General features: G+C 63.2%; 14 protein-coding genes and 3 tRNA genes. 8 read left to right on the top strand and 9 right to left on the bottom strand.

All coding sequences use genetic code 11. From position 1 onward, the window contains the following. Positions 1 to 57: 57 nt before the first annotated feature. Both AAHE99_RS16685 and AAHE99_RS16680 read right to left on the bottom strand, forming a co-directional pair. Complete coding sequence (locus AAHE99_RS16685; RefSeq protein ID WP_342118479.1) at positions 58 to 867, bottom strand: helix-turn-helix domain-containing protein; 810 nt, start codon at positions 865 to 867, stop codon at positions 58 to 60. A 12-nt stretch (positions 868 to 879) separates the two neighbouring features. Further along, the gene (locus AAHE99_RS16680; protein ID WP_342118478.1) at positions 880 to 1,218 is read right to left on the bottom strand and encodes a nuclear transport factor 2 family protein; all 339 of its coding nucleotides are present in this window, start codon (positions 1,216 to 1,218) and stop codon (positions 880 to 882) included. A 90-nt stretch (positions 1,219 to 1,308) separates the two neighbouring features. Here AAHE99_RS16680 and AAHE99_RS16675 point away from each other — a divergent pair, with 90 nt between their 5' ends. Beyond that, the gene (locus AAHE99_RS16675) at positions 1,309 to 1,878 is read left to right on the top strand and encodes a hypothetical protein (RefSeq protein ID WP_342118477.1); all 570 of its coding nucleotides are present in this window, start codon (positions 1,309 to 1,311) and stop codon (positions 1,876 to 1,878) included. On the opposite strand, the gene AAHE99_RS16670 is transcribed toward AAHE99_RS16675, so the two are convergent. Both AAHE99_RS16670 and AAHE99_RS16665 read right to left on the bottom strand, forming a co-directional pair. Next, positions 1,871 to 3,106 carry a glycerate kinase type-2 family protein gene (locus AAHE99_RS16670; protein ID WP_342118481.1) on the bottom strand — a complete coding sequence of 412 codons (1,236 nt, stop codon included), beginning with the start codon at positions 3,104 to 3,106 and terminating at the stop codon, positions 1,871 to 1,873. The genes AAHE99_RS16675 and AAHE99_RS16670 overlap by 8 nt on opposite strands. 20 nt (positions 3,107 to 3,126) lie before the next feature. Further along, complete coding sequence (locus tag AAHE99_RS16665) at positions 3,127 to 4,398, bottom strand: MFS transporter (protein ID WP_342118476.1); 1,272 nt, start codon at positions 4,396 to 4,398, stop codon at positions 3,127 to 3,129. A gap of 67 nt (positions 4,399 to 4,465) precedes the next feature. Here AAHE99_RS16665 and AAHE99_RS16660 point away from each other — a divergent pair, with 67 nt between their 5' ends. The 6 genes from AAHE99_RS16660 to AAHE99_RS16635 all read left to right on the top strand — a co-directional run bounded on the left by AAHE99_RS16660 (position 4,466) and on the right by AAHE99_RS16635 (position 8,752). Beyond that, complete coding sequence (locus AAHE99_RS16660; protein WP_342118475.1) at positions 4,466 to 6,577, top strand: S9 family peptidase; 2,112 nt, start codon at positions 4,466 to 4,468, stop codon at positions 6,575 to 6,577. Positions 6,578 to 6,679: 102 nt separating this feature from the next. Further along, positions 6,680 to 6,755, top strand: a tRNA-Val gene (locus AAHE99_RS16655). A 15-nt stretch (positions 6,756 to 6,770) separates the two neighbouring features. After that, positions 6,771 to 6,847, top strand: a tRNA-Asp gene (locus tag AAHE99_RS16650). 57 nt (positions 6,848 to 6,904) lie between these two features. Continuing rightward, positions 6,905 to 8,026: a hypothetical protein gene (locus AAHE99_RS16645; protein WP_342118474.1), complete on the top strand. Its 1,122-nt coding sequence runs from the start codon at positions 6,905 to 6,907 to the stop codon at positions 8,024 to 8,026. After that, positions 8,017 to 8,610 (top strand): ABC transporter ATP-binding protein, encoded by a 594-nt coding sequence (locus AAHE99_RS16640; protein WP_342118473.1) that lies wholly within the window; start codon positions 8,017 to 8,019, stop codon positions 8,608 to 8,610. The genes AAHE99_RS16645 and AAHE99_RS16640 overlap by 10 nt, the downstream gene beginning before the upstream one ends. A gap of 65 nt (positions 8,611 to 8,675) precedes the next feature. Further along, positions 8,676 to 8,752: transfer RNA gene (locus tag AAHE99_RS16635), tRNA-Asp, on the top strand. A 140-nt stretch (positions 8,753 to 8,892) separates the two neighbouring features. On the opposite strand, the gene ahpF is transcribed toward AAHE99_RS16635, so the two are convergent. Together ahpF and ahpC are read right to left on the bottom strand one after the other, a co-directional pair. After that, the gene (gene ahpF / locus AAHE99_RS16630; RefSeq protein WP_342118472.1) at positions 8,893 to 10,473 is read right to left on the bottom strand and encodes an alkyl hydroperoxide reductase subunit F; all 1,581 of its coding nucleotides are present in this window, start codon (positions 10,471 to 10,473) and stop codon (positions 8,893 to 8,895) included. A gap of 101 nt (positions 10,474 to 10,574) precedes the next feature. Beyond that, positions 10,575 to 11,138: an alkyl hydroperoxide reductase subunit C gene (gene ahpC / locus AAHE99_RS16625; protein WP_057265746.1), complete on the bottom strand. Its 564-nt coding sequence runs from the start codon at positions 11,136 to 11,138 to the stop codon at positions 10,575 to 10,577. Between the two features lie 176 nt (positions 11,139 to 11,314). On the opposite strand from ahpC, the gene AAHE99_RS16620 reads away from it, so the two are divergent. Beyond that, entirely contained in the window at positions 11,315 to 14,647 is a 3,333-nt protein-coding gene (locus AAHE99_RS16620; RefSeq protein ID WP_342118471.1) for a DUF4214 domain-containing protein, read from the top strand. Here the strand turns inward: AAHE99_RS16620 and AAHE99_RS16615 are convergent. Genes AAHE99_RS16615 through AAHE99_RS16605 form a run of 3 tightly spaced genes read right to left on the bottom strand, consistent with a single transcriptional unit; the run spans position 14,594 to position 16,330 of the window. Then, positions 14,594 to 14,995: a putative zinc-binding protein gene (locus AAHE99_RS16615; RefSeq protein ID WP_342118470.1), complete on the bottom strand. Its 402-nt coding sequence runs from the start codon at positions 14,993 to 14,995 to the stop codon at positions 14,594 to 14,596. The two genes, AAHE99_RS16620 and AAHE99_RS16615, sit on opposite strands and share 54 nt — an antisense overlap. Further along, positions 14,988 to 15,428, bottom strand: coding sequence for a ubiquinone anaerobic biosynthesis accessory factor UbiT (gene ubiT / locus AAHE99_RS16610; RefSeq protein WP_342118469.1), 441 nt, complete (start codon positions 15,426 to 15,428; stop codon positions 14,988 to 14,990). Before ubiT ends, AAHE99_RS16615 begins: the two co-directional genes overlap by 8 nt. Beyond that, positions 15,425 to 16,330, bottom strand: coding sequence for a U32 family peptidase (locus AAHE99_RS16605; RefSeq protein WP_342118468.1), 906 nt, complete (start codon positions 16,328 to 16,330; stop codon positions 15,425 to 15,427). Before AAHE99_RS16605 ends, ubiT begins: the two co-directional genes overlap by 4 nt. Positions 16,331 to 16,332 lie beyond the last annotated feature (2 nt).

The raw sequence follows: 16,332 nt of genomic DNA, 5'->3' as shown, positions 1-16,332 counted from the left end.
AAAACGTGCCGCCGCAACGGCCAAGGCTGCGCCGCCCGGCGACGACTGGGAAGAATTCTAGCCGGCCTGCGCGCGGAACCACTGCGCCGTCGCCTCGTCGGCGGGGAAGAAGGCTTCCATGCGCAGTTCATGCAGTGTCACATCGTGCGGCGTGCCGAGCGTGGTGATGGTGGTGAACAGGTTCAGCTCCACGCCATCCTTGCGCAAGGTGAAGGGCAGGAAAGGCAGCGTGCGCCGGTCCAGGTTGGGCGTTTGGGACGCCTCCCGGATGCCCGGCATCGCCAGCAGCTCCTGCAGCAGTGAAGAGGCTTCGCTGCCTGGCCCGTCGCCCATGGCTTCGCGCTGGATCCATTGCAGCAGGTCGGTGCTGACGTCCTGCCAGTTGGTGATGTACTTGCGCAAGCCATGCGGGTCAAGCGTCAGCTTGATGACATTGCTGCCCGAAGGCGTCCCGTCCAATAGCCAGTGCAGCAGCTTGCCCGCCGGGCCGTTGCTCATCACCAGGTTCCACAAGCGGTCCACCACCAGCGCCGGATACGGCGACTGCTGCTGCAGCATGAAATCGAGCGCCTGCTTGACCGCCTGCATTTCCGGATCCGACAGCGTGCGCTCCTGGTAGGCGGGAGCAAAGCCCGCCGCCAGCAGCATCACATTGCGTTCGCGCAGCGGGATATCCAATACCAGGCCCAGTTTCAGGATCATTTCACGGCTGGGCTGCGAGCGTCCGCTTTCCAGGAAGCTGATATGGCGCTGCGAGATGCCGCTTTCGGTGGCCAGCCGCAGCTGGCTGAAGCCGCGCTTGGTGCGCCAATAGCGCATTGCCGCCGCGTAGTCGCTGAAATACTGCCCTGGAGCTGCTGCGCCCATGTGCCCACCTTCTTAGTCAAGGAAACCCGTCACACTGGCCAGGCGGCCATCCGCCGCGACCACGGCCATGTCGGTGCCGCGCGCTACCGGATCGGCGCCCGGCGCGCCCAGCGTCCACGAGAAGCGTACCATGTCATTGTGGCTGGCCGGGGTGCCGGCCAGCGCAAAGCGCATGCCGGGAAAATGGCCCTGGGCGCCGGCGATCATGGCATCCAGCCCTTCATGGCCGGCGCCCTGCATCAGCGGGTCTTTGTAGGCCGCTTGTGGAGCAAAGGCCGCTTCCACGGCGGCGCGGCGGGCGCCGGCGTCGCGCTCGTTCCAGGCAGCGAGGTATTTTTCGACGATTTGCATGGTGGCTCTCCTTTTCGTTGGTTGGCAAGGCCATTGTCAACAAATGCGCGCCGTGCGACGATTACCTCTTAGGTAATCAAAGGAGTTCCAGTGAAAGCGATTTTCCTTGCGGCCGGCCTGGCCGCGACCAGCACCCTCGTCATCGCGGCCGAGCCGGTGCAGACGCGCGACATCCCGATCGAGAATTTCATGGGGGCGGGCCGCTTGCCGCTGCCGATCGACCTGAAGGTGCCGGTGCCGGTCGAATACATGCCGGCCAAGATCAAGAAGATGGGCTACCAGTACTGGATGCGCCCGGCCGATGCGGCCACCGCCACCGCGCAGCAGCTGCCGAACCGCAATGGCTACATCTACGGCTCGACCGCCACCAATGTCACCTATGACGTACGCACCAAGATGTTCTATGGGATCGACGACCCGGGCTCGCTCAACAAGCTGCAGACGGCCGCCACCAAGATCAAGGTGACGCCGCTGAAGGAGGGCAAGCATCCGGCCGTGCTGGTACAGATGATCAGCAATACCACCGGCCAGCCGGCCTACTTCATGTACATGGCGACCGGCAGGAAGAACGAGGTGTTCTTCCTGTCCTTCCGCGCGCCGGATGGCCGCCCGGATATCGGCGATGCCGTCTGGGCCAAGCTGGCGGCCAACATCAAATAATCAGGATCGCGCGGAAGTCGTTGACGTTGGTGCGCGTTGGGCCGGTGACCACCAGGTCGCCCAGCGCGCTGAAGAAGCTGTAGCCGTCGTTGTTGTCGAGCAGGGCGCGCGCGTCGAGCCCGAGCGCGGCGGCGCGTTCCAGCGTATCCGGTCCCAGTACGGCGCCGGCATTGTCTTCCGTGCCATCGATGCCGTCCGTATCGCAGGCAATGGCGTGCACGCCCGGCGTGCCTTGCAGCGCCACGGCCAGCGCCAGCAGGTACTCCGCATTGCGTCCACCGCGTCCGCTGCCGCGCACCGTCACGCTGGTTTCGCCGCCTGACAGGATGACGCAGGGCGGCCGCAATGGGCTGCCATGCGCGAGCACGCTTTGCACCAGGGCGGCATGGGCCTGCGCCACCGTGCGCGCCTCCCCTTCCAGGCGGTCGCTCAGCACCAGCGTGCGCAGGCCCTCGGCGCGCCCGGCATCGGCAGCGGCCTGCAAGGCCTGCCTGGCGGTGGCGATGACTGCCACGCTATTGCGCTGCAGGCGCGGGTCGCCGGGCTTGGGCGTTTCCTGCACCGGGTCTTCCAGCACGGCGCGCACTTCGGGGGCGATGGCGATGCCGTAGTGCTGCAGGATGCGCAGCGCGTCCTGCGCCGTCGATGCGTCGGGCAGGGTCGGGCCGCTGGCCACCACGGCAGGGTCGTCGCCCGGCACGTCCGACAGCACCAGCGTCACCACGCGCGCCGCACCGCAAGCCAGCGCCAGCCGCCCGCCCTTGATGGCCGACAGATGCTTGCGCACGATATTGATCTCGCCGATCGGCGCGCCGCTGCGCAGCAAGGCCTGGTTGATCGCGCGCTTCTGCTGCAAGGTGATCGCGCCGGCCGGCAGCGACATCAATGCCGAGCCGCCGCCGGACATCAGGCACAGCACCAGATCGTCCGGCCCCAGTCCACGCACCGCCTCCAGCATGCGCCGGGCCGCCGCCGCGCTGGCCTCATCCGGCACCGGGTGGCCGGCTTCGATCACCTCCACCTGGCGCGTCGGCGCGCCATGGCCATAACGCGTCACCACCACGCCGCTAAGCGGTCCTTGCCAGCGCCGCTCCACGCCCTGCGCCATGCGCGCCGCAGCCTTGCCGGCGCCGATAATCACGGTGCGGCCTTTGGGCGGCGGCGGCAAGTGGGCGCCGATGGTGTCGAGCGGATCAGCCGCGCGCAGCGCTGCATTGAACAGTTCCATCAGCAGGGCGCGCCGGCCCTTCACAGCATCTCTCCCTTGCGCCCGACGCAGGCCAGTACCAGCAGGCCGCCTGCCACCATGCTGGCGGCCAGCAGCATCATGCCGCTGGCGGTGCTGCGCGTGGCGTCCTTGATGGCGCCCACCATATAGGGACTGGCGAAGCCGGCCAGGTTGCCGAGGGAATTGATCATGGCGATGCCGGCGGCCGCCGCCGAACCGCTCAGCATGCCGGTGGGGATGCTCCAGAATACCGGGAAGGTGCTGAGGATGCCTGCCGTGGCCACGCTCAGGGCCGCCAGCGCCAGCATCGGATTGCTGGCGTAGTGCGTCGACGCCACCAGGCCCGCCGCGCCCACCAGCGCGGGCAGCGCCGCGTGCCAGCGCCGCTCGCCGCTGCGGTCGGAATGGCGCGCGATGACGATCATGGCCAGCGCCGCAACGCTGTAGGGGATGGCCGTCAGCAGCCCGACATCCAGCACGTCCTGCACCCCGGCATTGCGGATCAGCTGCGGCAGCCAGAAGCCGACACCGTACAAACCCATCACGAACAGGAAATAGACCAGCGCCAGTATCCATACGCGGCTGCTGCCGAACACATGGCGCAGCGACCATGGCGCACGCTGCTGGGCCTCGCGCTCCAGCTGGTGCTTGAGCAGCGCCTTCTCGTCATCGTCCAGCCAGCGCGCGTCGTCGATGCCGTCATCGAGGTAGGCCAGGGTGGCCACGCCCAGCGCCACCGCCGGCAACCCTTCCAGCAGGAACAGCCACTGCCAGCCGGCCAGGCCGGCGTGGCCGGCGAAATGCGACATGATCCAGCCCGACAAGGGCCCACCCACCACGCCCGCCACCGCGACGCCGCTCATGAAGATGGCGACAATGCGCGCGCGCCGCTGCGCCGGATACCAGTAGGTCAGGTACATGATCACGCCGGGGAAGAAGCCCGCCTCCGCCACGCCGAGCAGGAAGCGCAGCGCATAGAAAGCCGTGGGACTGCTGGTGAACATCATGGCCGCCGACAGCAGCCCCCAACTGACCATGATGCGCGCGATCCAGCGCCGCGCGCCGACGCGCAGCATCAGCAGGTTGGCCGGCACTTCGAACAGGAAGTAGCCGATGAAGAAGATGCCCGCGCCCAGGCCGTACACTGTGTCGGACAATTGCAGGTCGGCCTGCATCTGCAGCTTGGCGAAACCGATGTTGACGCGGTCCAGGTAGGCCACCACATAGCAAACGAACAAGAAGGGCAGCAGCCGCCAGCTGACGCGCGCATACAGCTTTTTAGTAGTAATCATTTGTTGTTGTATTTTTAATTATGAGCCCCTAGAATCATTGCACATTTTTTCCCGAGGAGTTCAACAAGTGAAGAAACGCTTTGTAGCAAGCCTGCTGCTGCCGCTGATGGCAGCACCGGCCATCGCCGCCGACGCGGTGCAGCCGCCTGTCGCCGCCAAGACACAATGGATGGAAACCCGCCACGGCGAGCAGGTGACCGACGATTACCGCTGGCTGCACGACAAGAAGGACCAGGCCGTCATCGATTACCTGAACGCGGAAAACGCCTACACCGCCGCCATGACCGAAAGCATCAAGCCTTTTGCCGACGCGCTGTACAAGGAGTTCAAGGACCGCACCATGCCGGCCGACCTGTCGGTACCGGCGCGCCGCGGCGACTACTACTATTACTCGCGCGTGGAAGCCGGCAAGCAGTATCCGCTGAACTGCCGCCGCCTGGCCGCCAAGGATGGCAGCTACGACGCCAACGCGCCGGAAGAGATCATGCTGGACCAGAACGCCATGGCCGAAGGCCTGAAGTTCTTCCACGTCGGCGTGATGCAGGCCAGCCCGGACGACAAGCTGCTGGCCTACACCACCGACAACAACGGCTTCCGCCAGTATGAGCTGCACATTAAAGACCTGGCCAGCGGCAAGGTGCTGTCGCTGACCATGCCGCGCGTGACCGCCGTGACCTGGGCAGCCGACAACAAGACCCTGTTCGTGGTGCAGGAAGACGCCACCACCAAGCGCGCCGACCGCCTGTTCCGCGTCACGCTGGATGGCCAGCAGGAGCAGGTCTACCACGAGGCGGTCGAGCAATTCAACCTCGACGTCTTTGGTAGCCTGGACCGCAAGCATATCTTCCTGATGGCGGGCGCCACCGACACCACCGAAGTCTTCATGCTGCCGGCCGACCAGCCGAAGGGCAAGTTCAAGTCCGTGCTGGGCCGCACCAAGGGCCACCGCTACTTCGTCAGCCACCGCGACGGCCAGCTCTACATCCGCACCAACAAGGATGCCAAGAACTTCCGCCTGGTGCGCGCGCCGCTTGCCAATCCGAAGAAGTGGACCGAGATCGTCCCGCACGACAAGAGCACCCTGCTGCAGGGCGCGACCGCTTTCAAAGGCTTCCTGGCGGTGCAGGAGAAATCGCAGGCCCTGGCCCGCACCCGCATCTACGACTTCGCCAGCAAGAAATGGCTGACCGTGAAGTTCGACGATGAGGTGTATGTCTCCATGCCGTCCACCAACCTGGATTACGGCCTGACCAAGTTCCGCATCAGCTACCAGTCGCCGCTGTCGCCAGCGTCGACCATCGACGTCGATATGAAAACCGGCGAACGCACCGTGCTGAAGAAGCAGGAAATCGCGGGCGGCTTTGATTTCAGCCAGTACGAAACCAAGCGCCTGTGGGCCACCGCGCGCGATGGCGTGAAAGTACCGCTGTGGGTCGCCTACAAGAAGGGCGTGAAGCTGGATGGCTCGGCGCCGCTGGTGCTGTACTCCTACGGCTCCTATGGCATTCCACAGGAAGCCAACTTCTCCCTGATCCGCCTGAGCATGCTGGAGCGCGGCGTGATTTACGCGGCGGCGCATATCCGCGGCGGCAACGACCTGGGCGAGCAGTGGCATGACGACGGCATGCTGATGAAGAAGAAGAACACCTTCAACGACTTCATCGACAGCGCCGAGTACCTGGTCAAGGAAAAATGGACCAGCCGTGATCGCCTGGCGATCCAGGGCGGCAGCGCCGGCGGCCTGCTGATGGGTGCGGTGGTGAATATGCGCCCTGACCTGTTCAAGGCGGTGCACGCTGCGGTACCGTTCGTGGATGTGATGAACACCATGATGGACGCCAGCCTGCCGCTGACTACCGGCGAATACCTGGAGTGGGGCAACCCGAACGAGAAAGCGGCCTACGACTACATGCGCAGCTATTCCCCTTATGACAACATCTTGATGAAAGATTATCCATCCATGCTGGTGACCACCGGCCTGAATGACAGCCAGGTGATGTATTGGGAACCTGCCAAGTATGTGGCCAAGCTGCGCCGCCATAAGACCGACAGCAACCCGCTGCTGCTGAAAGTGAATATGGGCGCGGGCCATGGCGGCGCTTCCGGCCGCTACAACGCACTGCAGGAGAAGGCTTTCGAGTACGCCTGGATCATGTCGCAAATCGGGGTTTCCAAATAATTTTTGCGATTTTTTTGGAAAAACCCTTGCGCGGGTTTTGAAATCCATCCTATAATGCGGCCTCTTCTGAACGTTGTGACAAACGTTCGATAGCGAAGGCGGGGGCGTTTAGCTCAGTTGGTAGAGCGGATCCCTTACAAGGATTAGGTCGGGAGTTCGACCCTCTCAACGCCCACCAGATGCTAGAAGAATTGGAGCGGTAGTTCAGTTGGTTAGAATACCGGCCTGTCACGCCGGGGGTCGCGGGTTCGAGCCCCGTCCGCTCCGCCAATATTCAGGAAGAAGCCCGGCTAGTCCGGGCTTTTTTCATTTCCGAGGCCCGGTGCAATGCATCCCTACCTCCGCTACCGTACGCGCATGGCGCGCCACTCCCTGCGGCAGTTCATTGCCAGCATGGTCAATTCCCTTGAAATTATTGGACTGGTGTTTGCGCCGGTCGTGCTGGGCTTGATGGCCTTTGTGTCGATGCCGGTCATGATGGCGGCCACGCGCGGCGCCGCAATGACGCTGGCTGCCATCGCTGGCCAGGCGGTCCTGGTGGCGCTGCCGGTTGTCCTGCTGCGCAAACGCTTGCATCCGGCCGATGCCGTCGCCTGGGAGCGCACGCTGCCGGTGCCGCCCGCGCTAGGCTGGCAGGGCGACTGGCTGGTCGCTGGCCGCCTGGTTGGCTGGATGGCGGGCATCTGCGCGGTTTCCGCGGCGATCTGGCTCTACCAGTGGCCGGCATGGCTACGGCCGGTGTGGGGACGCGCACTGGCGGCGCTGGCAGCCTCCATTGCGCTCGGCTGGGCCTTGGCCGCCGCCATTGTCACGGCGCGGCGCTTGCGCCTGCGCCATCGCGGCATCCCGCGCTCCGCATCCGCCCATGGCGGCGCGGACCCCGGCGCGGCCGACGCGGCCCGATACGCACCGCGCCCCCTGCAGCCGCGCTACCTGGCACTTTGGCATCGCCTGTTCTGGCTACCGTTCTGGCGCGCCGAGAACAAGACCGGCATCCAGCAATGCGCCTTGCTGGCGACGGCATTGGCCGGCGCAGTGTTCTGGACCACCCATGCGCTGCCGCTGCCTCGCGCGGCGCTCGGCTTGTTCACCAGTGCGGCGCTGATGCTGCTGGTGGACCGGGGCGATAAGGCCGTGCGCGAACAGGCTGCGGAGATTGCGCTGCCACTGGCAATGTGGCCGTTGGCCCAAGCCCCGCTGCTGGCTGCCGCGCGCACGTTCACCCTGCTGCCGGCCTTCGTCGTGCTGGCCGTCATGGCAGGCCTGCTGACGATGCTGCCGGGCGCCGCCGCCGGCCTGCGCGCCGGGCTCGCGGCCGCGTGGCTCGGCTTCGCGGCGGCGGCAGCGCTGGCGATCGTCGTGCTGCCAGCTGCACCGCGTGGCCGCGTGGTGCTGGTGACCTTCTCCATCCTCCTGTTGACCGCCATTGGAAGCGAACTATGGGCCTGACCATCGAGTCCCTGAATTTTGAATACACCGGCCGTGTGCTGTTCCGCGGCTTCGCCATGCAGGCCGGGCCGGGCATCACCTGGCTGCGCGGCGAAAACGGCGCAGGCAAGACCACGCTGATGAAACTGATCGCAGGCGCGATGGCGCCGCACCACGGCAGCATCAGCATCGACGGCGTCGGCCAGGTTACGCAGCCGCTGGCGTATCGCCGGCAATGCTTCTACTGCGGTGGCGACACGCCGCAGCTGCCCTGGCTGACGGTGCGCGAAATGCTGGACCTGCACGTGGCCTTGTATCCCAGCGTGGACGCGGCGCTGCTGGAGGAAGAATTGCAGGCGATGCGGCTGATGCCGGTGCTGCAGCAGCCGGTATCGGCGCTGTCCCTCGGACAGCATAAGAAGATGCAGCTGGCGATTGCGTTTGCGCTGCCGGTGAAGGTGCTGCTGATCGACGAGCCATTCAACGGCCTGGATGCGGCGGCCCTGGAATATATGCGCGGGCGGCTCGCCGCGCGGCAGGGAGTGGTTGTGCTGACCAGCCACCTGGAGCCCCAGGTGCCGGTCGCACAGGTAGTACAGCTTTAAGTATTTGGCGCCAGACGAATCTGCCTTTATAATTCGGCCTCTTCCCAATGCAGCAGTGAAGAATTGGAGCGGTAGTTCAGTTGGTTAGAATACCGGCCTGTCACGCCGGGGGTCGCGGGTTCGAGCCCCGTCCGCTCCGCCAATATTCAGGAAGAAGCCCGGCTAGTCCGGGCTTTTTTCATTTCTGCTCGCCGAAATCCGGTAAACCAGGGTCAGGCACAAGTGCCTGACCCTGTCTGTTCAACCGCCACCATCGTACTCCGGTTTACCGGTTTCGCGGGTTTAAGCAGCGATAGCGGCCGGCTCGTCATCCGCACTGGAGCGGATCAGGTAATCGAAGGAACCCAGCGCCGCCTTGGCGCCCTCGCCCACCGCAATCACGATCTGCTTGTACGGCACGGTCGTCACGTCGCCCGCAGCAAACACGCCCACCATCGAAGTCTGGCCCTTGTTGTCCACTTCGATCTCGCCATGCTTGGACAGGTCGATGGTGCCCTTCAGCCATTCGGTATTCGGCACCAGGCCGATCTGCACGAACACGCCTTCCAGGTCCACGCGATGCGACTGGCCGCTCTCGCGGTCGGTATAGCTCAGGCCATTGACCTTCTTGCCGTCGCCATGGATCTCGCTGGTCTGCGCCGACTTGATCACCTTCACATTGCGCAGGGTCGCCAGCTTGCGCTGCAACACCGCATCCGCACGCAGTTCCGCGCCGAATTCGATCAGGGTCACATGTTCAACGATACCGGCCAGGTCGATCGCCGCTTCCACACCGGAGTTGCCGCCGCCGATCACCGCCACGCGCTTGCCCTTGAACAGCGGGCCATCGCAGTGCGGGCAGTAAGCCACGCCGTGGTTGCGGTATTCCTTCTCGCCCGGCACGTTGATTTCGCGCCAGCGCGCACCGGTGGAGATGATCACCGACTTGGCCTTCAGCACCGCGCCGCTCTCGGTGTGGACTTCCTTGATCTTGCCCGGCACGATCTTCGATGCGCGTTGGGTGTTCATGATGTCGACTTCGTATTCCTTGACGTGCTGTTCCAGCGCCACCGCGAACTTCTGGCCATCGGTCTCTTTCACCGAGATGAAGTTCTCGATCGACAGCGTATCCAGCACCTGGCCGCCGAAGCGGTCGGCGATCACGCCGGTGCGGATGCCTTTGCGCGCCGTGTAGATAGCCGCCGCAGCGCCGGCAGGGCCGCCGCCGACGATCAGCACGTCGAACACGTCTTTCTTGCTCAATTCAGCGGCTGCACGGGCCGAAGCGCCGGTATCCAGCTTGGCGAGGATTTCCTCGACATTGGTGCGGCCCTGGCCGAAGTGCTGGCCATTCAGGTACATCATCGGCACCGCCATCACCTGGCGTTCCTCGACTTCTTTCGGGAATACGCCGCCGTCAACGGCCACCACTTTGATACGCGGGTTGATCACCGACATGGCGTTCAGCGCCTGCACCACCTCCGGGCAGTTATGGCAGCTCAGGGAGATGAAGGTCTCGAAGACGTAATCGCCATCCAGGTTGCGGATTTGCTCGATGACTTTTTCATCCAGCTTGATCGGGTGGCCGCCCACTTGCAGCAACGCCAGCACCAGCGAGGTGAATTCATGGCCCATCGGGATGCCAGCGAAGCTGACGCCGATATCGGTGCCTTGTCGGGTAATGTCGAAGGAAGGCTTGCGCGCCTTGTCGTCGCTGCCTGCAACCACGCTGATCTTGCCGTGGCCGGCGGACACGATGTCCTGCAGCAGGGCCGACATTTCCTGCGATTTGGCGGAGGCGTCGGTGTGCGCCACGATCTCGATCGGGTGGACAACGCGCTCCAGGTAGGAGGAGAGTTGGGCTTTCAGGTCTGCGTCCAGCATGGCTATTCCTTTCTGATTAGTCGCTTGCGGTAGGTACCGCCTCAACGCCCCAAGGCGGCCCCGTGGGGCCGCCTGTTCATGCCATTAGCAGACGAAGATGCTTAGATCTTGCCGACCAGGTCCAGCGATGGCTTCAGGGTTGCTGCGCCTTCGGTCCACTTGGCTGGGCAAACTTCGCCTGGGTGGGAAGCAACGTACTGGGCTGCCTTCACTTTACGCAGCAGTTCAGCAGCGTCGCGGCCGATACCGTTGTCGTGCACTTCCATCACTTTGATGAAGCCTTCCGGGTTGATCACGAAGGTGCCGCGCAGTGCCAGGCCTTCTTCTTCGATCATCACTTCGAAGTTGCGGGACAGGGTGCCGGTTGGGTCGCCGATCAGGGCATACTGCACTTTCTTGATCGCGTCGGAGGTGTCGTGCCATGCCTTGTGGGCGAAGTGGGTGTCGGTCGAGATGCCGTACACGTCCACGCCCAGCTTGGCGAATTCTGCGTGGTGGTCAGCCAGGTCTTCCAGCTCGGTTGGGCACACGAAGGTGAAGTCGGCTGGGTAGAACACGAATACGGACCACTTGCCTTTCAGGGACTCTTCGCTCAGGTCAACGAATTTGCCGTTGTGGTATGCGGTGGCCTTGAATGGTTTTACTTGGGTATTGATCAGGGACATTGTGGTTTCCTCGTGGGTTGTGAATCAATGAGACGCCAGTTTAAGGCTTTCTCGCAGATTTGGAAATTTGATTGTTCAAATAGTCTCAATAGACTTTAACTATCACCAACCCCTAAAGCGATAAAAAAAGCTAGTAAAATGTTAATATTGGGCAATATTTTGCGCAGGAGCAACTAGTGGGCTTTCTTGTTGACGACTATTACGGAACCGAGCGTTCCACCGCCACCCTTGCTGTCAATGGCAGCGTAAAGGGTCAGATCCAATTCATGAAGGACCAGGACTGGTTTGCCGTTACGCTGGAGGCGGGCGTCCCCTATTACCTGACCGGGAATGGCTCCGGCACCACCGGTTTCACCATCGCCTTCTTTGACCCGCGCCGCGACAGCTTCGTCGCAGTTCACTACTATGAATGGGAAAAGAATGGGACGCTCGAGTTTACCCCTGACCGCAGCGGTACCTTCTACGCCGTGGCGATGGACACCTATGGCAACATGGCCATCAATGACTACACCCTGAACCTGGCCACACGCTCGACGCCAGACGACCTGCCAAGCAATAGCAGCACCAAGGGGGTGCTGACGCTCGACACTCCCGTGCTGGGCGTCTACGAACAGGCGGGGGACAAGGACTGGATCAAATTTCACGCCGAAAAGGGCTACCACTACACCTTTCTAACTGAAGGCCGTGCGACGGCCGACCTCGGAAAAGGCTACCAGTACTCCATCGAAATCAAGGATGCATCGGGGCGTGTCGTTTCGCGGAGCAACACCTTCGATCCGCTGGAAGATGGCGACTACTATGTCGAACTGGCCGGCGAGGATGCCGGTGGATACAAACTGAGCGCCAGCCGGATCGCCGACGATTACGCCAACGAGCTGCGCGGGGCCGCTCCCCTTGCTATCGGCGCAAAAGTGCAAGGCGTCCTCACTTATGAGTTTGACGATGACTGGATGCGCGTCGATCTTGAGCAAGGCAAGTTCTACACTTTCAAGCTTGAGGGGGTGAAAGGCTATGGGTGGGACATTTTCCTGCACGATGGGGCCGGCAATTGGCTTGGCTACAACTATGGCAGCATGGATGAAGGCGGAGCCCAGCTGATTTACCAGGCCAAACAGACTGGCGCCGTGTTCCTGCAGATTGAGCGCGCCCTGACGGCCAATACAATTGGCTACCCCTCGCCTTACTCAATCAGCGTAAGCAGCGCTGACGACGATATCGGCCAGGATGCCGCGACGGCCAAGGCGGTGACAGTCGGCGGAATTAGCCAAGGCGTGCTACAAGCCAGCGCCGACCGGGATGCCTTTAAGGTCAGCCTGGAGGCCGGCGTGACCTATCGCTTCGCTTTGCTGGCAGCAAATGGCACAGGCGGAGCGGCCAAGCTTGAGCTTTCCGGCTCCCCGGACGGCAAGCTGGTCGCATCACGCGGGGTCGGCCTTTCCGGCAGCCTGGAAGCCACGCCGTCCAGCAGCGGCGAGTATCTGCTCACTGTGACGGGGGATACCTGGTTGCCGCCAAACCAGGCTTATACACTCACCGTAGCGCGGGCAATTGACGACTGGGCGGCCAACAGTAGCGGCGCCGGCACCCTGGCGGTCGGCAGCAGCGTCAACGCCAAGCTCGACAATGCAGGCGACCGCGACTGGTTTGCCACTCGCCTGGAGGCTGGCAGCACTTACTGGATAGAAGCTAAATCGGCAGAATATGGCGCTGCCAACGGCGCCGTCATGCGCATCCTTGACGCCAGCGGACAAGCCGTTGCCACATACACCGTTCCTTATGGCTTCGCGCCGTTATCGTTCAAGCCGCAGACCAGCGGCACCTATTTTGTCGAACTATCGTCGCCCCAGCAGCAAACCGGAAGCTACCTGCTGACCCTCGCAGCTGGGATCCCCGACGATGCGGGCGACAAAGGCGCGACCGCCACTGCTTTGACCGCCGGCACGACCTTTGATGGCAAGCTCGAAGTGGGGGCGGATATCGATATGTACCGGCTCGACACGATTGCCGGCCAGACCTACGAGGTCAAGCTCAGCGGGAAGGGCGAGTACGTATATGCCAAACTGTGCGATGCCGACGGCAAGGAACTTGCCAACGGCGCTTACAACAACAGCACGTCGGACGGTTCGCGCGCCATCATGTTCCGCGCCGAGAGCAACGGCACCGTCTATTTGATGGTACGTGGCAATGGTGCAGCTTCCTATCAACTTCAGCCGAAGATCATCCCGGACGATTTTACTGACATGATGGGCGCCGCCGCGCCGCGGCTTGCCAATGGCGCCAGCATCAGCGGCGGCATCGACTACATCGGCGACACCGACGTTTTCAGCGTGCAGCTCGATGCGCACCGCACCTATGTATATTCATTGAAAAGCACTACGCCAGGCAAAGCGCCGCCCACCTTGGGCCTCACATTCACCGGACCGTCGGCGCCGAATGAGCAGTCGCTCGTGAATGGCGAGCGCATCCTGAAAATTACACCGCAAACCTCGGGCCAGTATTTCCTTGATGTGCGCGACTATAGCCTGGGCGGCTACACCCTTACCTCGCTGCCTTACGCCGATGATGGCAATGGCCCACGAGTAGTGACGCAGTCCCATGCCAATAACGCAACGGGCGTGGCGCTGACTGACAGGACGATTACCATCAAGTTTAGCGAAGCGATCAAAGTCGACCTGTCCAAGATCGTCCTGCGCGACAGCGCCGGTAAGGCCGTTCAAGTCAACTTTGGTGCAGGTGGCAGCTATCCCAAGGTCATCGGCGACACGCTGGTGATGCAATCGCACGGCTACCTGCTGCCCGACACCTATACCTTGTCGTTACCCGCCGCAGCCATTCATGACCTGGATGGCAATCGCTACATCGGCCCGGAGTCGCTCACCTTTACCACGGTCCAATACTCCAGCACCGCAACGGCAGACAACGGCTTCTACATGCGCCAGCCAGGCACAATCATCGATGGCGGCAGCGGCATTGATACCTTTGTCTCCGGTCGCTACAGCGCATTCAATGTGGTGTTCCGTGATGGCGCCGATTTTGTCTTGTGGGATGGCGGTGCGGGCACCTACGAGACCTTGCGCAATATCGAACGCCTGCAGTTCTTCGACCAGATTTATGCCTTCGATGTGGATGGGAATGCAGGGCAGGCCTATCGGCTCTATCAAGCCGCCTTCAACCGCACGCCCGACCTGGGTGGACTTGGCTTCTGGATTGGACAGCTGGACAAGGGACTGCCCCTGCGCACGGTGGCCGATGCCTTTGTTGGGAGCAATGAATTCAAGACCCTTTACGGCAGCGCACCGTCCAACAATACTTTCATCCAGGCGCTGTACCAGAACGTGCTACACCGCAGCCCCGACGCTGCCGGATTCGAGTTCTGGAACAAGGCGATGCAGTCCGGCACCTCACGCGAGGAAGTGCTGGTACATTTCAGCGAGTCCGCAGAAAACAAGAGTGCCTTAGCCGAGATCATCGGCGACGGCTTCACCTATTCCAGCGTCTGGCAATCCTAACAGGCGCAACGCCTGGGCCGCCAACTGGACGGCATCGACAGGGTCGAAGTCGGTGTGCAGTTTTTTGCGCACACCGTATTGGTTGAGCAGGAGGTGGTGGTCGGGCGTGACGCCTTCTTTCGCCAGGCAGGCGCGCGCGCAGGCCAGCGGGCAGCCGTCGATGGCGAGGATGGTGCGGCCGGATTTGGCCAGTTTGACCAACGGGGCGACGCCGCCGCCCACCCCGGCAATGCATGACATTTCCGCGCTGCCGCTGCGGTCAAGCTTGATCGCCACCGCGTTGGCCAGTTGCGCGGCGCTGCTGCAGCCGGAGCAGGAGTACACCAGCGGCAGCGTCTTGTCAGCCATGGCGCGGCAACAGGCGACGCCAGTCGAAGACGCTGGCGTCCAGGCCGTCCAGGGTGTTCTTGAACAGCAGGCCCAATTCGGTGTCGCCTTCCAGGATCAGGCGGCGGCAGAAGAACAGGGTATCCGGGTCTTCCTGGCGGCGCGCCATCAGCAGCAGGTCGTGTGCGCAGGCGCCGATGGTCAGGTCGGGCGCGCCACCGCTGCGCGTGGTCTCGAATGCGCTGCCCTGCCAGCTGAAGTCGATAGCCAGGCCGGCGTCTTCCACCCGCAAGCGCAGGCGGCGTGCGAACAGGGCTTGCCTGACATCTTCCGGCAACTGCGGCGCCAGCAAGCGGTTCAGGCCTTGCACGAACAGCCAGGCCGGTGGCTGCGGCGGCAGGCGGCCCAGCAGGCGGCCGATGGCGGCTGGAATGCGCAGTGCGGCGGCGCTCATGCTGCGTCCTCCAGCGCTGCGCTGCGCTCCATGCCGGGCTGGCCATACCAGAAACCGTCGCAACTGCCGCCTGGCGCCAGGGACTCCAGCACGTGGGCGGCGTGGGCCGGCTGCCATTCGCCGCGGCGCACCTTGTCGAACGCGGCTACCACTTCCAGCGTGTCGCGCGCTTGCGGCGAAATGCGCAGCACATTGATGCCCATGTCCGCCATTTCCGGCATCGCCAGCACCAGGTTGCAGCACAGCGCGGACTGGGTCTGGATGCCGTTCAGCACCAGGAAGGCTTGCCGCTCGCGGGTATCCATGATCAGGCCATCGGGATAGTCGATGCAGCTGAACTGGCAGTCGTCCTTGGGCAGGTTGCGGTTGCGGGCGGTCATGCAGCGGGCGGAGAAGGCCAGCGGCATGCGGCCCCAGGCAAAGACTTCGCTTTCCATGCCGGCCGGCTGCGTGTCGAGCAAGGTGGCGATGGCGCTGCGGTCCATTTCCAGCGGCGCCACCCAGCGCCGTGCCCCCTGGCGCGCCAGCACGGCCAGCGTCGGTTCGCTGTAGATGTTCAGGTGCGGGCCGGCGATGAAGCCGGCGCCTTCCAGGTTGCGCACGGCGCCGAAATCGTTGGCCTCCACCTGGAAGTCCCGGTTCTCGCATAGCTTACGCATGGTGGTCAGTTCGGCGCCCGATTCGATCAGGGCTTGTGTGGACAGCACCACTTCCTTGCCGGCGTCGCGCAGCAGGGCGGCAATGTCGAGCCAGTCGGGCAAGCGCAACTCATGGCGGCGCGAGCATACGACTTCACCGAGGTAGACGATGTCCACCGGTGATTCAGCGACCTGCTGGTAAAACTCGAACATGGTCAGGCGCGGCCAGTAATACAGCACCGGGCCGAGGGCTAGTTTCAACATAC

The sequence above is a fragment of the Pseudoduganella sp. OTU4001 genome (assembly GCF_038440195.1).
GTDB lineage: Bacteria > Pseudomonadota > Gammaproteobacteria > Burkholderiales > Burkholderiaceae_D > Rugamonas.
This window is presented reverse-complemented; position numbering and strand designations above follow the sequence as displayed.

Bases quoted from the DNA above. Each gene is read 5' to 3' on its own strand.
- AAHE99_RS16685 (WP_342118479.1), bottom strand. From the start codon at position 867: ATGGGCGCAGCAGCTCCAGGGCAGTATTTCAGCGACTACGCGGCGGCA.
- AAHE99_RS16680 (WP_342118478.1), bottom strand. From the start codon at position 1,218: ATGCAAATCGTCGAAAAATACCTCGCTGCCTGGAACGAGCGCGACGCC.
- AAHE99_RS16670 (WP_342118481.1), bottom strand. From the start codon at position 3,106: ATGGAACTGTTCAATGCAGCGCTGCGCGCGGCTGATCCGCTCGACACC.
- AAHE99_RS16665 (WP_342118476.1), bottom strand. From the start codon at position 4,398: ATGATTACTACTAAAAAGCTGTATGCGCGCGTCAGCTGGCGGCTGCTG.
- AAHE99_RS16645 (WP_342118474.1), top strand. From the start codon at position 6,905: ATGCATCCCTACCTCCGCTACCGTACGCGCATGGCGCGCCACTCCCTG.
- AAHE99_RS16640 (WP_342118473.1), top strand. From the start codon at position 8,017: ATGGGCCTGACCATCGAGTCCCTGAATTTTGAATACACCGGCCGTGTG.
- ahpF (WP_342118472.1), bottom strand. From the start codon at position 10,473: ATGCTGGACGCAGACCTGAAAGCCCAACTCTCCTCCTACCTGGAGCGC.
- ahpC (WP_057265746.1), bottom strand. From the start codon at position 11,138: ATGTCCCTGATCAATACCCAAGTAAAACCATTCAAGGCCACCGCATAC.
- AAHE99_RS16615 (WP_342118470.1), bottom strand. From the start codon at position 14,995: ATGGCTGACAAGACGCTGCCGCTGGTGTACTCCTGCTCCGGCTGCAGC.
- ubiT (WP_342118469.1), bottom strand. From the start codon at position 15,428: ATGAGCGCCGCCGCACTGCGCATTCCAGCCGCCATCGGCCGCCTGCTG.
- AAHE99_RS16605 (WP_342118468.1), bottom strand. From the start codon at position 16,330: ATGTTGAAACTAGCCCTCGGCCCGGTGCTGTATTACTGGCCGCGCCTG.